General features: G+C 68.6%; 11 protein-coding genes. 5 read left to right on the top strand and 6 right to left on the bottom strand.

Features of this window, described 5'->3' with window-relative positions:
• Positions 1-160: 160 nt before the first annotated feature.
• Entirely contained in the window at positions 161-2032 is a 1872-nt protein-coding gene (locus tag L1Z78_RS20410) for a PepSY-associated TM helix domain-containing protein (protein ID WP_234638172.1), read from the top strand.
• Positions 2033-2060: 28 nt separating this feature from the next.
• Here L1Z78_RS20410 and L1Z78_RS20405 read toward each other — a convergent pair whose 3' ends face one another.
• Positions 2061-2921, bottom strand: coding sequence for a LysR family transcriptional regulator (locus L1Z78_RS20405; RefSeq protein ID WP_234638171.1), 861 nt, complete (start codon positions 2919-2921; stop codon positions 2061-2063).
• Positions 2922-3065: 144 nt separating this feature from the next.
• Between L1Z78_RS20405 and L1Z78_RS20400 the strand changes: the two genes are divergently transcribed.
• Positions 3066-4610 (top strand): MFS transporter, encoded by a 1545-nt coding sequence (locus L1Z78_RS20400; RefSeq protein ID WP_234638170.1) that lies wholly within the window; start codon positions 3066-3068, stop codon positions 4608-4610.
• Between the two features lie 18 nt (positions 4611-4628).
• On the opposite strand, the gene L1Z78_RS20395 is transcribed toward L1Z78_RS20400, so the two are convergent.
• Both L1Z78_RS20395 and L1Z78_RS20390 read right to left on the bottom strand, forming a co-directional pair.
• A complete protein-coding gene (locus L1Z78_RS20395; protein WP_234638169.1) occupies positions 4629-5567 on the bottom strand; it encodes a DUF4349 domain-containing protein in 939 nt (312 codons plus the stop codon).
• Positions 5568-5603: 36 nt separating this feature from the next.
• Positions 5604-6431: a hypothetical protein gene (locus L1Z78_RS20390; RefSeq protein WP_234638168.1), complete on the bottom strand. Its 828-nt coding sequence runs from the start codon at positions 6429-6431 to the stop codon at positions 5604-5606.
• A gap of 265 nt (positions 6432-6696) precedes the next feature.
• On the opposite strand from L1Z78_RS20390, the gene L1Z78_RS20385 reads away from it, so the two are divergent.
• From L1Z78_RS20385 to L1Z78_RS20375, 3 genes are all read left to right on the top strand, one after another.
• Complete coding sequence (locus L1Z78_RS20385; RefSeq protein WP_234638167.1) at positions 6697-7941, top strand: SAM-dependent methyltransferase; 1245 nt, start codon at positions 6697-6699, stop codon at positions 7939-7941.
• A 469-nt stretch (positions 7942-8410) separates the two neighbouring features.
• Entirely contained in the window at positions 8411-9184 is a 774-nt protein-coding gene (locus L1Z78_RS20380) for an SDR family oxidoreductase (protein ID WP_234638166.1), read from the top strand.
• A 39-nt stretch (positions 9185-9223) separates the two neighbouring features.
• Complete coding sequence (locus tag L1Z78_RS20375) at positions 9224-10156, top strand: LysR family transcriptional regulator (RefSeq protein ID WP_234638165.1); 933 nt, start codon at positions 9224-9226, stop codon at positions 10154-10156.
• Here L1Z78_RS20375 and L1Z78_RS20370 read toward each other — a convergent pair.
• From L1Z78_RS20370 to L1Z78_RS20360, 3 genes are all read right to left on the bottom strand, one after another.
• Positions 10110-11234, bottom strand: coding sequence for a sterol desaturase family protein (locus tag L1Z78_RS20370; RefSeq protein ID WP_234638164.1), 1125 nt, complete (start codon positions 11232-11234; stop codon positions 10110-10112). The two genes, L1Z78_RS20375 and L1Z78_RS20370, sit on opposite strands and share 47 nt — an antisense overlap.
• A gap of 144 nt (positions 11235-11378) precedes the next feature.
• The gene (locus L1Z78_RS20365; RefSeq protein WP_234638163.1) at positions 11379-12260 is read right to left on the bottom strand and encodes a hypothetical protein; all 882 of its coding nucleotides are present in this window, start codon (positions 12258-12260) and stop codon (positions 11379-11381) included.
• The gene (locus L1Z78_RS20360; protein WP_234638162.1) at positions 12253-13386 is read right to left on the bottom strand and encodes a type IV toxin-antitoxin system AbiEi family antitoxin; all 1134 of its coding nucleotides are present in this window, start codon (positions 13384-13386) and stop codon (positions 12253-12255) included. The genes L1Z78_RS20365 and L1Z78_RS20360 overlap by 8 nt, the downstream gene beginning before the upstream one ends.
• Positions 13387-13439 lie beyond the last annotated feature (53 nt).

Below are 13439 nucleotides of genomic sequence, written 5' to 3'. Positions count from 1 at the left end.
CCCCCTGTGCGGCTTTGCCGCTTCCCCCAAGGGGACGACACCCTCGCTGCGCGGCGGCGCTTGCCAGGTGTCCCTGGGTTGGGCCAGCGCGTGCCGGGGCCGCCGGGAGCGAGGCGAGTGGCAGGGTGGGGCGGATATGAAGTCTTCTTTTCGCCAATCCATGTCCGGGCTTCACACCTGGTGCGGCCTGGTGGCCGGCTGGCTGCTGTGCGCCATCATGCTGGCGGGCACGCTCAGCGTATTCCGCCAGCCGATCACGCACTGGATGCAGGCGCGGCCCTCGGTGCCTGGGGGGGCCGATGCGCAGCAGGCCGGCGACGGCACCGCGCTGCGGGCGGCCGCCGCCTACCTGCAGGCGCAGGCCGCCGGGGCGCGCTTCTGGCGCATCGAACTGCCCCAGCGCAGCGGCGATGCGCTGCTGCTGGCCTGGGCGGCCAAGGACGGCCGCGGCCTGCAGGCCATGGACCCGGCCACGGGCGCCCTGCTGCCCATGCCCTGGGGGCGCGAGACCGAGGGCGGACGCCATTTCATGTCCTTCCACTACGCGCTGCACGGCGGCATGGCGGGCTTCTGGGCCGTGGGCGCGGTGACCCTGTTCATGCTGGTGGCCCTGGTCTCGGGCGTGGCCGTGCACCGGCGCATCTTCGCGGACTTCTTCACCTTCCGGCCCGGCAAGGGCCAGCGCTCCTGGCTGGATGCGCACAACGCCACGGCCGTGCTGACCCTGCCCTTTCTGTTCGTCATCGGCTATACCGGGCTGACCGTCTTCTACTCCAGCTACATGCCCTGGCCGCTGAAGGCCGCCTATGGCGACGACGCCAGGGCCCATGCGCGCATGCAGGCCGAACTGTCCGGCGAGGCCGCGCCGCTGCGTCGCCCGCGCACGGGTGAGCCTGCCGCGCTGGCCGACCTCGCGCCCATGCTGCGGCAGGCCCGCGCCCTGACCGGCAGCGCGCCGCGCATGCTCGTGGTCGAGCAGCCCGGCGACGCCGCCATGCTGGTGCAGGTCCATGGCGAGGCACCGCAGGACGGGCGTGACCTGCTGGCGGCGGCCCCCCAGGTGGGCTTCGACGGCGTCAGCGGCGAGCTGCTGCAGGTGCGGACGGGTGGCGGCGGCAAGAGCGGCAGCCCGGTCCATGGCGTGATGAACGCCCTGCACCTGGTGACCTTCGGCGGCTGGACCATGAAGTGGCTGTACTTCCTCAGCGGCCTGCTGGGCACGGCCATGGTGGCCACGGGCACGGTGCTGTTCATGGTCAAGCGGCGCCAGAAAAGCGCCCAGGAATTCGGCGCCTTCACACCGCGCGCCTACCGCGCCATCGAGGTGCTGAACATCGCCGCCGTCGCAGGCATCGCCGTGGCCTGCATCGCCTATTTCTGGGCCAACCGCCTGCTGCCCGCCGAGCTGGCCGGGCGCCAGGGATGGGAGATCCGCAGCTTCTTCCTGGCCTGGCTGGCCACGCTGGTGCATGCCGCGCTGCGGCCTGCCGGCCGGGCCTGGTGCGAGCAGTTCGCGGCCGCGGCCCTGCTGTGCCTGCTGCTGCCGCTGCTCAACCTCGCCACCACGGGCCAGCACCTGGGAGGCTATGCGCTGGCCGGCGACTGGCAGCGCGCGGGCGTGGAGCTGACCGCTACGGCGCTGGGGCTGGCGCTGGCCGCCATGGCCTGGCGCGTGCGAGGCGGCATGCGCGGTGGCGGGAGTGCGTCCACAGGAAAAAAGGCCGCGCCTGCCAGGGCGGCCACGCCCAACGGCCGGGCCACGCCCTGGGGCACCATCGCCAGCCGCGTGCTGGCCGGCCTGCCGGGCAGCTATGCGGTGGCCGCGCTGGGCGCATCGGCGCTGGCCGTCTCCTGGCCCGGGCTGGGCCTGGGTACGCTCGCCGAAGGCGTGCAGGCGGCCGGGCTGCTGAGCTTTGCCCTCTACACCGGCGCGGCCATCTGGTGCTTTGCCGCGCGCAGCGCGCGGCACGCCTGGCTGGGGCTGGCGGGTGCGGGACTGGCCTGTGGCGCGGTGATCCTGCTGCTGCGCTGAGCGTGGCGCGGCAGCCTTCAATCGCGGCTCAAACTGCCGGGCCCTGGTGCTCGCGGTAGGCCGCGACCAGCGTGCGCAAGGCCTCGCGCGAGCGCCGGTCAGTCAGCGTGGAGTGCAGCATGATGCGCGACGAGGGCAGGGCGGGCAGGCCGAAGCGCTGGCTGACCTCGATGGTGTCCGGTGGCGCCAGCCTGCAGGAGAACACCGAGACGGCCAGGCCCGCCGAGACGGCCGCCGCCACGGCGGCGCTGCCGCCCACGAACACCTCGGACCACGCGATGCCCGCGGCATTCAGCGTCTGCGTTGCGATGTCGCGCACGCCGCAGCAGGGCAGCAGCGCGGCCAGGCGCAGCGGCTCGCCGGGGCGCGGGCAAAAGCCCGGCGCGGCGAACCAGCCGAAATGCTCGGGGCCCAGGTCCTCGCCATCGCGCCGGTCGTCTTCCTGGCGCACGATCACCGCATCGAGTTCGGCGCGGTCGAAGTCGTCCAGCAGGCTGCGCGAGTTTTCCAGGCGCACCTCGATGGTCAGCGCCGGATCGCGCTCGTTGAGCCGCGCCAGCAGCAGCGCGATCTCGGGCCCGGCCACATGCATGGCGATGCCCAGCCGGAAGTGCCGGCGCTCGGCGCTCAGCTCGGCCAGCGCGCGGTCATGCGCGGCGATGAATTCGCGCGCCGCCTGCAGGAACAGCGTGCCCTGGGCCGACAGGCGCACCTGGCGGGGCGTGCGCTCGATCAGCTTGCAGCCCAGGCGCTGTTCCAGCCGCTTGAGCTTGACGCTGATGGCGCCCTGCGTGCTGCCCAGCGCATCGGCGGCCTTGGTGAAGCTTTGCAGCTCGGCGATGCTCACGAAGGCCTGGACGGATTCCACATCCAGCGTGGGTCGGTTCATGATCTATCCGGAAATGTTGTCTCAGATATGTCCGAGCATAGCGTTGTGCAATGCATGCCCGCTTCCTACCATGCCCATACAGGGCGTGGGGCCCGCCATGCCGGGTGGCCGCGCCGTGTTTCGCAATGTCAGGAAGCCTTTTCAATGAATGAACCTCTTCGCCGCCAGGGCCGCTACGCGCTGGCCGCCGTCTGTCTGTCCGCGCTGATGCTGGGGCTGGAAATCTCCAGCGTGCCGCCCATCCTGCCCACGCTGGAGCGGGACATGCAGGCCAGCTTCAGCCAGCTCCAATGGATCATGGCGGCCTACACCATCGCCATGACGTCCATCCTGATGGCCGTGGGCACGCTGGCCGACCGCTACGGGCGCCGGCGCCTGTTCCACATCGGCATCGTCGCCTTCGGCCTCACCTCGCTGGCCTGCGGGCTGGCCGCCAGCGCGCCGCTGCTGATCGCCGCGCGCTTCCTGCAGGGCCTGAGCGCGGCCCTGATGCTGATCTGCATGCTCGCCATCCTGGCCAGCCAGTTCCGCGGCGGACGCGAACGCGCCACGGCCTTTGCCTGGTGGGGCGTGATCTTCGGCGTGGGCCTGGGCTTCGGCCCCATCGTCGGCGGCGCCATCCTGGCGCTGGCCGGCTGGCCCTGGGTGTTCCTGGTCCATGGCCTGCTGGCCGTGGTCACGCTGGGCCTGAGCCGGGCCGGCGTACAGGAGTCGCGCGACGGCGGCGCCGGCCGCCTGGACATCGCCGGCATGCTGACGCTGTCGGCGGCGGTGTTCTGCCTCGTGCTGTTCGTGACCCAGGGCCCGGTGCTGGGCTTCGGCAGCGCGGCGGCGCTGTCCATCCTGTGCCTGTCCGTGGCGGGCTTTGCGGGCTTCGTGGTGGTGGAGACCCGCAGCGCGCGCCCCATGGTCGAATTCTCGATGTTCGGCAACCGCCGCTTCTCGGGCGCGCTGCTGGGATCGATGGGCATGAACTTCAGCTTCTGGCCCTTCATCGTCTACCTGCCCATCTACTTCCACGCGGTGCGTGGCTACGACGGCCTGCAGACCGGGCTGGCGCTGCTGGCCTATACCTTGCCCACCCTGTTCGTGCCGCCGCTGGCCGAGCGCCTGTCCCTGCGCTACCAGCCGGGCCTGGTGATTCCCGCGGGCCTGGCCACCATCGGCCTGGGCTTTGTGCTGATGTGGGCCGGCACCGCGCCGGCGCAACCGGCCGCGCTGCTGATCACGGGCTGCGTGGTCGCGGGGCTGGGCCTGGGGCTGACGAATACGCCGGTCTCCAACACCAGCACGGCCGCCGTGCCGGTCGAGCGCGCGGGCATGGCATCGGGGGCCGACATGAGCGCGCGCATGCTGTCGCTGACGCTCAACATCGCCATCATGGGCTTCATCCTGCTGGAAGGCGTGCTGGCCGCCCTGCGCGGCGGCTTCGGCGCTGCGCCGGGCCCGGATGCGGCGGCGCTGCGCGGCGTCGCGGAGAGGATCGCCTCGGGGGACGTCACGGCCATGCTGCCTGCCGGTGCTGTGCCGCGGCAGATGCCCGAGGCCCTGGCGGCCGGCTTCGGCGCGGTCACGGCCTATGGGGCTGCCAGCGCCTTCGTGCTGGCGCTGGCCTGCCTGTGGGTCTTCGCGCCGGGCCGTGCGCCGCGCCCCGTGGCATGCGCGCAGGCCGGTGGCTGCAAGGCCTGAGGCATCAGGAGCGCGGCCTCAGGCCTTGCGCGCACGCCGGCGCCGCCACAGCACGCGCGTGATCCAGCCCAGCGGCAGCACGACCAGCAGCAGCCAGGGCAGCACGGCCGCCGCGAAGGTGATGAGGGCGGCCACGCTCTCGGCCAGCACATCGCCGGCCTCGCGCAGCGCACGGCCGATGGGGCTGTAGCTGCTGCCGCCCTGCACCAGCGTGCGCGTGGGGCTGAACTGGATCTGGATGTGCTGCTTGCTGGTCTGCTGCTCCAGCACCTTGCGCTGGGCGGCCATGGCGTCCAGCTCGGCCTGCGTGTCCGACAGCGTGCGCTGGATCTCCAGCAGGTCGGACATGGTGCGCTTGGTGGTGGTGTCGCGCAGCATCAGGCGCAGGCTGTCGCGGAACTCGGTGCGGTTCCTGATGCGCGCCTCCACGTCGATCACCTCGGCCGTCTTGTCCTCGCTCAAGGTGTTCTGCGACACGATGCTGGCCACGCCGGCCAGCGTGCCCAGCAGCCGGTCCACGTCGGCCGGCGCCACGCGCATCTCCAGCTGGGCGTGGCCGGGCTGCTGGGGCGTCTCGCGCAGCAGCGATGCCGACAGCAACTCGCAGCGCAGCGTGGCGCACTGGTCGCGCACCTGGCCCCAGGCATCGGCCAGCCGGGCCTGCGGCACCTCCACGTTCAGCTCCTGGCGCACGGCCAGGTAGCGCTGCGCCACTTCGTCCTTCGCCGGGGGCGCCGCCGCCGCGTCCTGTGCCTCGACCTGTATCTCGGCCTGTACTGCGGCGCGGCCTTGCTTCATGCTCGCGCCGGACGCCATGGGCGCCGGGGCGGATGCGGGTTCCATGGACGCCGTATCGTGGCGCTGGTTGCAGCCCGCAAGGGCCAGCGTGGCAGCCAGTACCAGCAGGGCCGGCACGGCCATGCGGGAAGACAGGATGGAAAGCCTTGGATGCGTCATGAAGGTCCTCGAAAAAAAAGGGGGCGCTGCGCCGGCTCAGGGCCTGGCGCCGGGGCCGAACATGGTGTCGATGTCCGCCTGCAGCCGCAGGATGTCGGACACCGTGTACAGGCCCACGCCCTTTTGCAGGTGGCCCGGGTCGGGAGGCGTCTCCACGCAGGCCTTGACCAGGGTGAGCTGCCCCGCAGGGTCGGGCAGGAACTTCATGCCCGCCACGGAAAAGCGCGACACGCGCTCGACGCCGTCGTTGTAGCGCCGCCCCCTGGCGCGCGCGCCCGCCAGCTCCGCGATCTGCGGCACATGGTCGAACACCGCGTCGTAGAACTCGACGATGGGGCTCTGGTTGGTGCTGGCGCAGCCATGCACGTACAGGGCGTGGAAGCGCCCGTCCAGCTCCATCGCCACCACGTCGGCCGCGCGGTAGAAGGTCAGGCAGTCCGGCTGGCCCGGTGCGCGCTTGAGCGGCGCGGGCGGCGTGTCCAGGAAATCCTTGCGGATCTGTGCCGACTTGCGAAAGAAATCGTCGCTGAGCGCGACCTCGGCATTGAGCTGGTCGATGGCCGTGCGCGCGGCGGCACTCAGGTGCGCATCGGCGATGCCGTTCCTGTGCAGCACGATGGCCAGGGCCAGCGCGGCCTTGTGGCGGTACAGCGCCGAGGCCTTGGCGTCATCGGCCTGCAGCACGCAGTTCCAGCGCCGCAGCAGGGCGGGCAGCACATGGGCGCCATAGTCCGCCGCGATGGCGGCATCGTGCCGGCCCAGCGCGTAGGCGCGCGACAGCGTGCGCGCCACATCCTCTTCGAGGGTCTGCACGAGGACGTCGGCGGCAAGCTTGTCCAGCGCCTGGGTGTGTGTCATGGCCATGGTGGTCGTTCCGGAGAGGGCATGGGCTGCAACTTCAGCGCGGCGCCAGGCCGGGAGCATCGTCCCGGCCTGCGGCGGGCACGCAGCGAACGCCGGCCAGTGTGCCCTATGCGGCGGCCGGGCCCAAGCGCGGGGCGCGGCGAGTCTGTATCGAACCGCTACCGGATTTGTCGCGGGTTTGACGTCCTGCCGTCACATGGGGCGGCAAGACTGGTCATCTGCATTTCATCTCGCGGGGCCGTGGACGGCCCCAAGGAGGCCGGCAATGTTCTGGGACAGAAAGCTGCGGCGCTGGGCCGAGGCCGTGCGCGCACGCGCCGACCTGCCCGCGCGCCTGGTGCTGTGGAATGGCGAGCAGTTCGACTTCGGCCGCTTCGAGCAGCCGCGCGTCACGTTGACCGTGCGCAGCGCGGCGGCCCTGCCGCTGCTGCTGGACCCCAGCCTGGACCACCTGGGCCAGGCCTATGTGAAGGGTCAGATCGACATCGACGGGCCGCTACCCGACATCATCGAGTTCTGCTACGCGCTGGTGCGCGGCATGTCCAGGACCCAGGGTGCGGGCCGGGCGCCCGGGCGGCTGGCACTTGCGGCACGTGCTGCGCGGCGCTTTCGCCACAGCCGCGCCACGGACCGCGAGTCCGTCCAGTACCACTACGACGTCTCCGACGACTTCTATCGGCTGTGGCTGGACGCGGACATGGTCTATTCCTGCGCCTACTTCGAGCAGGGCGACGAGGACCTGGCCACCGCCCAGCGCAAGAAGCTGGACCACATCCTCACCAAGATCCGCCTGCAGCCCGGCCAGCGCCTGCTGGACATAGGCTGCGGCTGGGGCGCGCTGGTGCTGCGTGCGGCCGAGCGCTTCGGCGCGCAGTGCGTGGGTGTGACGCTGTCGCGCAACCAGTTCGAATGGGCCACCGAGCGCGTGCGTGCAGCAGGCCTGGCCGACCGCATCGAGATCCGCCTGCAGGACTACCGCGACGTGCAGGGGCGCTTTGACCGCATCACCAGCGTCGGCATGTTCGAGCATGTGGGCCGCCGCAACCTGCCCATGTACTTTGCGCACATGCGCGAGCTGCTGGCCGATGACGGGCTGGCGCTGAACCACGGCATCACCTCCACCGATGCGGACGTGGGCGCCACGGCCCTGGGCGGCGGTGCGTTCATTGACCGCTATGTGTTTCCTGATGGCGAACTGCCGCACCTGAGCCTGGCGCTGGAGTGCATGCAGCGTGGGGGGCTGGAGGTGCTGGATGTTGAGGGGTTGCGGCGGCATTACGTGCGCACGTTGCAGTTGTGGCTGGAGCGGTTTGAGGCAAATGCGGTGCAGATACGGGGGCTGGTGGAGGAGGAGAAGTTTCGGATTTGGAGGGTGTATTTGGCGGGGTGTGCTTATGCGTTTGAGCATGATGATGTGTCTATCTTTCAGGTTGTTTGTCGGAGGGCGGGGCAGGGGGCTGCTTCGTTGCCGTGGTCGCGGAGGTATATGTACGAGCGGGAGCTGTCCTGATGTCTTGGGACACGGGCGGTGTGTAGCTTGTTCTTGACCCTGCCGGGTGGTGGTTTTTCGAGGCCGGGTCTCGGCCCGGCGGCCGACCCGCTTTCTTGTCTCGCCAAGAAACCGGGCCAAAGAAGGCGACCCGGATGCCCGCGACCCTCCGCTTCGCTGCGGGCAACCTGCGTCGTGGCGCTTGCGGGGTTTGCCGCAGAACTCGCTGCGCGCTTCGCGCTCCGCTCAGACAACTGCGGCAAGTCAGATCACGAAGCAAGCCTGTCCTTCGGCAGGCTTGCAACCCCGCAAGCGCCACGACGCAGGCGCGGGCATACGGGAAGGGGGAGCGGAGGCGGGGGCAGTGGCAGGCAGTTTTTGGGCGCGATTGTTCTTGTTTTCTGGATGATCCATCTCGGCTGGGCCGGTTTATCGCGAGGGGCGGGCTGCCTAAGCTGGGTGCTTCATCCAAGCAACAAGGAGCGTTTCCATGGCAGACCATTCCATTCGCGGCAAGGTGGCGTTGATTGCAGGCGGCGCCAAGAATCTGGGCGGGCTGATTGCGCGCGATCTGGCGGGGCACGGGGCCAGGGCCGTGGCCGTGCACTACAACAGCGAGGCCTCCCGGGCGGACGCGGATGCCACGGTGGCGGCGGTGCGTGCGCTCGGGGCCGAGGCCGTGGCGCTGCAGGGCGACCTGACGCGTGCCGGGGCGGTGGAGCAGCTGTTCGCCGATGCCGTGGCCGCCGTGGGCCGGCCGGACATTGCCATCAACACCGTGGGCAAGGTGCTCAAGAAGCCGCTGATGGAGATCACCGAGGCGGAGTACGACGAGATGGCGGCCGTCAACGGCAAGTCGGCGTTTTTCTTCCTCAAGGAGGCGGGGCGCCATGTCAACGACCACGGCAAGGTCGTGACCCTGGTGACCTCGCTGCTGGGCGCGTTCACGCCGTTCTATTCCTCCTACGCGGGCACCAAGGCGCCGGTGGAGCATTTCACGCGGGCGGCGGCCAAGGAGTTCGGGGCGCGGGGCATTTCGGTCACGGCCGTGGGGCCGGGGCCTATGGACACGCCGTTCTTCTACGGCCAGGAAGGCGCGGACGCCGTGGCCTATCACAAGAGCGCGGCGGCGCTGTCGCCGTTCTCGCCCTCGGGGCTGACGCATATCGAAGACGTAGTGCCCTTCATCCGCCACCTGGTCAGCGACGGCTGGTGGATCACCGGGCAGACCATCCTGATCAACGGCGGCTACACCACCAAGTAGGCCAAGTAAACGCATTGCCCCCCGGCTATGCTGCGTCCCATGGACCGACTCGACCGATACCGGATCTTCATGCAGGTGGCCGAGATGGGCAGCTTCATCAAGGCCGCCCATGCGCTGGACCTGCCCCGCGCCACGGTGTCTGCCGCCGTGCAGCAGCTGGAGGAGCAGGTGGGCGCAAGGCTGCTGCACCGCACCACGCGCCAGGTCAGCCTCACGGCCGATGGCGCCCAGTTGCTGGAGCGTGTGCGCCCGCTGCTGTCGGAGGCCGAGGACGTGGAGCAGATGTTCCAGGCCCGCACGCGCCAAGCTTCTGGCCGGCTGCATGTGGACGTGCCCAGCCGCATCGCGCGCCGCCTGCTGGCGCCCGCTCTGCCGACCCTGATGCGCCGCCACCCGGGGCTGCAACTGGTGCTGGGCTCGTCAGACCGCGCCATCGACCTGGTGCAGGAAGGCGTGGACTGCGCCGTGCGCGTGGGCACCTTGCATGACAGCAGCCTGGTCGTGCGCCCGCTGGGCTGCATTGCCCTCATCAACTGCGCCAGCCCCGCTTACCTGCGCGAGCATGGCCTGCCCGATCAACCGCAGGACCTGCTGCACGGCCACTGGAGCGTGGGCTATGCCTCGCCGCGCACGGGGCGGGAACTGCCGTGGGAATGGAGTGGGGCGAGCAATGTGGGTGGGGTGGATGGGATGGATGGGCCGCAGACCCTGGCCGTGCCCAGCCGCGTGGTCACCAACAATGCAGAAAGCTATATCGCCTGCTGCCGCGCAGGCCTGGGGCTGATCCAGATCCCGCGCTATGACGTGCAGCACCTGCTGGACACAGGCGAGCTGGTGGAAGTGCTGCCCGCCCACCGCGCAGCGCCCATGCCCGTGGCGCTGCTGTACCCGCACCGCCGCCAGCGCTCGCGCCGGCTGGCGGTTTTTATCGAGTGGTTCGAGGCGCTGATGCGGCCGAACCTGGAGCCGTAGGCGCAGCCCCGGCCGCCCCAGTCACCGCAGCCGCCCCGGCCGCAGGGTGGGGCTGGGCCCCATCGTCGTCATGAATGGGCCGGTAGCCCGGCCCGAACGACACATCGCCCAGCCGCCAGCCCTCGCGCCGGCGGAAGGCGCCCCAGAACCGCTTGAGCGTATGCCACTGCATGGCCACCAGCCCGCGCTCGTTGTCGGCATCCACCTCGGGGTCGCTCACGCCCGTGGGGCGCACGGGCTCATCGGTGTACAGCGCCGTGCCAAACAGCATGTCCCACCAGGGCAGCACCTGCCCAAAATTGCAGTTGTGGCGCGTGGGCCGCTCGGGGTCGCGCAGCATGTGGTGGTGGCGGTGGAACAGCGGGCCCACCAGCACGCGCTCACCCACGCGGCCCAGCCAGCCCAGGCGCAGCCGCACATTGGCGTGCGAGAAGTTCTGCACCAGCTCGCTCAGCAGCCCCAGCAGCGCAAATTCGGAAGGCTCCACCCCCATCGCCAGCCCCACCGTGGCCAGGATGAAGGACTGCAGCATGCCGTCCAGGTAATGGCTGCGGTCATTGCTCCAGCAGCTCATCTGGCGCTGGCTGTGGTGCATGCTGTGCATGGCCCACCACCAGGGAATCACATGCTGGGCGCGGTGCATCCAGTAATACACCAGGTCGTAGACCACGTAGTACACCAGGAACAGCGCCACCGGATGGTCCGCAAACCACGGCACCCAATGCTTGAGCCCCGTGGCCTCCTCGGCCGCCGGCCCGCCGCCCAGCATGCTGGCAAACGGCATCAGCACCAGAAAACTGAACAGCGGAAACAGCCCCAGCAGCATCAGCAGCGTGTAGTTGCGGTCCACCGTGGTCAGCCGCCGGTCGCTCCAGCGCTCGGCCGGAAACAGACTCTCCAGCGGCCGCATCACGCCCGCGATCAGGAACAGCTGCAGCGCGGCAATCAGCACCGCCTCGGCAATCTCGCGCGGATCGCCGGCCGCCTGGGCGATGTCCAGCCAGTGGACGGTGGGGGTTACGGCGTGGGTGGCGAGCCAGGTGATGGCTGCCTGCCACAGCTCGGTGGGTGGGGTCATGGGTTGTGCCTGCCTGCAAAAAGCCTTGGGGAGGGCTGGGGGTTGCGGGCGGGATTATGGGCAGGGTTTGTGCAGAAAGTGTGTGGGGTGCGCGGGTGTAGAAGGAGGTTGAATTGTGTTGTGAGCAGGCTTTGGTGGCGCAGGTTATTGCCCAACCCGTGCACGTACCAACTGAACGAATTCCGTGAGCAGTCCGCTAACTTGGCGCAACTCCAGCGTGCGCGTTTCTGCGTCAGTGATGTCATGGAATTGGACGTAGCGCCCAGGCCCGTCCTTGAGGTAGCCAGCCGTGTGTGGGTCGGTGCAGAACTTCTCTTCCAGTGTCGCGAGCGCCAGTTGAAGCGGCTCCGCATACTCCCCGGCTGTGAGCCTTGCGGCGTACTGCTCGGCAATCGATGCTGGCGCGCCCTCGTAGTTGCGCAGAACGTGCACCAGGTCGGCGACGTCCTTGGACTCGTGCCGATACCTCATCGCCAGCGCCTTCAATGCCACGAAGGCGGCGGCGTCGGCATGGCGGATGGTCTCCGTCGAGATGCCCGCTCCATCAGGTCTTTCGAAGCGCAGGGTGTGGGCCACAAACCAGTCCTTGACCATCCCCGCATGAGGAATCCTGCACGCAGAGATTTCCTCGCCATCCAGCGGTACGAGCCCCTTTTCGTTCGGGTTGTCGGAGTTCACCAGGAACTCGACAACGACCGGCACACCATGGACCACCAGTTGCCATTGCCAACTGCTCGCCTTGCCGTCCTTTACCAGCCGCTGGAAGCCCGCCCTCTTCAATTGATCTCGCAGCGAACTGTAGTCTTCGCCCGCCAGCAGCACCTGTACATCGAGCACGATGTCCACATCGGTCGTGCCTATGTGAGCGGGTTCAACCGGCGCCAGATAGCGCGGCACCAGACCGCCAATCAAGCGCAGACTGTCCTTGAAACCCCCGAAGGCCTCGAAGAGCAGGCCGAGCGCGATTTCACACGCGATGGTGACTTCGTTGCTGTAGAGCGCCGCCTTGTCGTACTTTTCAGCCACTGGCCATCTCCCCCAATTTCAGCGCCCGGCGCCGAAACTCTGCCGCGAGTTCCTTGTTCCTGCCGACGCCGTTCAACAGGTCCAGATAGACCACGAACGGGCTTGCAAAGCGAGAGCCCGGTCGTTCCGGATGCGTGTCGCCGAACATCAGCGATGCGCCAGTCCTTTCGATGAAGGTTACGTTCGAGCCCTTCTCTGCGGGCTCCAGCTTCAAGTCGGCAGCCCACTGCTTGCTGACGCCGCCCGGTGGCACGATGAGGGTCACGCGATCCACGGCGGTCAGATGTGGAACGACTGCATTGGCCGCACCGGCGCCCGTCATCAGCCAACCGTCCAGCCCACCCAGCCGCTCCAGCATGTCGTCCACGATTCCTTCCGGAGTTCGAACATAGGCGTACCAACGCGTGCTCGTTTCCTTGGGCAACCTTTGTTTCCAGACCTGGGCCCAGGCATCGAGCAGCAACTCCGGGCGGCTGAGTCTGCGCCTCAGATTCGGCCCGGCACCCGTGGCATCGACCCAGGCTTGCCGTTCGAGCTCCTGCAGGGTTGTCGAAACCGTAAATGGTGAGGTAGCCGCCATGTCCGCGAGTTCAGCGCCAGACACCCACGCCTCGTCTCCCTCGCGTCGCCAGTGCTCAAGCAGCGCATGCACCACCTGCTCCCGCGCACCACTGAACACGCTTCGGATTTTCCGCTGCTCGGCAGGCTCCCGGCTTTCGCGCTGGATGTCGATGTGCCTCTGACCATGCCGGTAGTAAAGCGTCCCCGAGGACACCTCGTAGAAGTTGACGTGCCCCTCGCGCAGCAGCTTTTGGGTGGCACTGCTCAAGTGGTTGGCGACCACAATGGGCACTTCGTCGGTTCCCGCCAGGTACTTGGCACGCGCAGCAAACCTCTGCGTCAGCACTTGGGCATCGCGCGGGTAAGCGCTGTCCAGGGCTTCTATGCCCAGTGCCGTGGCCTTCTTTTCACTGCCAAGGTGCGCATGCACCAGGAAATCGAGTCTTAGCCGTTGCCCCTCCGCTTCAAACGGTTCTTCCTCCTTGCAGTCGACAACGCTCAGCCCCGCAACTTCGTCAAGGGCGTTGAGAAACAGTTGAACGCGGGCATCGGATACCTTTGGCATGGATGCGATATTAGCTGTACAGCAAATCTATGTAAAACAGCTAAGTTATGAAT

The sequence above is a fragment of the Delftia tsuruhatensis genome (genome assembly GCF_903815225.1).
Classification (GTDB): Bacteria; Pseudomonadota; Gammaproteobacteria; order Burkholderiales; family Burkholderiaceae_C; genus Comamonas; species Comamonas tsuruhatensis_A.
This window is presented reverse-complemented; position numbering and strand designations above follow the sequence as displayed.

Coding starts and splice junctions, on each gene's coding strand:
- L1Z78_RS20395 (WP_234638169.1), bottom strand. CDS start 5,567: ATGACGCATCCAAGGCTTTCCATCCTGTCTTCCCGCATGGCCGTGCCG.
- L1Z78_RS20380 (WP_234638166.1), top strand. CDS start 8,411: ATGGCAGACCATTCCATTCGCGGCAAGGTGGCGTTGATTGCAGGCGGC.
- L1Z78_RS20400 (WP_234638170.1), top strand. CDS start 3,066: ATGAATGAACCTCTTCGCCGCCAGGGCCGCTACGCGCTGGCCGCCGTC.
- L1Z78_RS20370 (WP_234638164.1), bottom strand. CDS start 11,234: ATGACCCCACCCACCGAGCTGTGGCAGGCAGCCATCACCTGGCTCGCC.
- L1Z78_RS20385 (WP_234638167.1), top strand. CDS start 6,697: ATGTTCTGGGACAGAAAGCTGCGGCGCTGGGCCGAGGCCGTGCGCGCA.
- L1Z78_RS20390 (WP_234638168.1), bottom strand. CDS start 6,431: ATGGCCATGACACACACCCAGGCGCTGGACAAGCTTGCCGCCGACGTC.
- L1Z78_RS20360 (WP_234638162.1), bottom strand. CDS start 13,386: ATGCCAAAGGTATCCGATGCCCGCGTTCAACTGTTTCTCAACGCCCTT.
- L1Z78_RS20410 (WP_234638172.1), top strand. CDS start 161: ATGTCCGGGCTTCACACCTGGTGCGGCCTGGTGGCCGGCTGGCTGCTG.
- L1Z78_RS20405 (WP_234638171.1), bottom strand. CDS start 2,921: ATGAACCGACCCACGCTGGATGTGGAATCCGTCCAGGCCTTCGTGAGC.
- L1Z78_RS20375 (WP_234638165.1), top strand. CDS start 9,224: ATGGACCGACTCGACCGATACCGGATCTTCATGCAGGTGGCCGAGATG.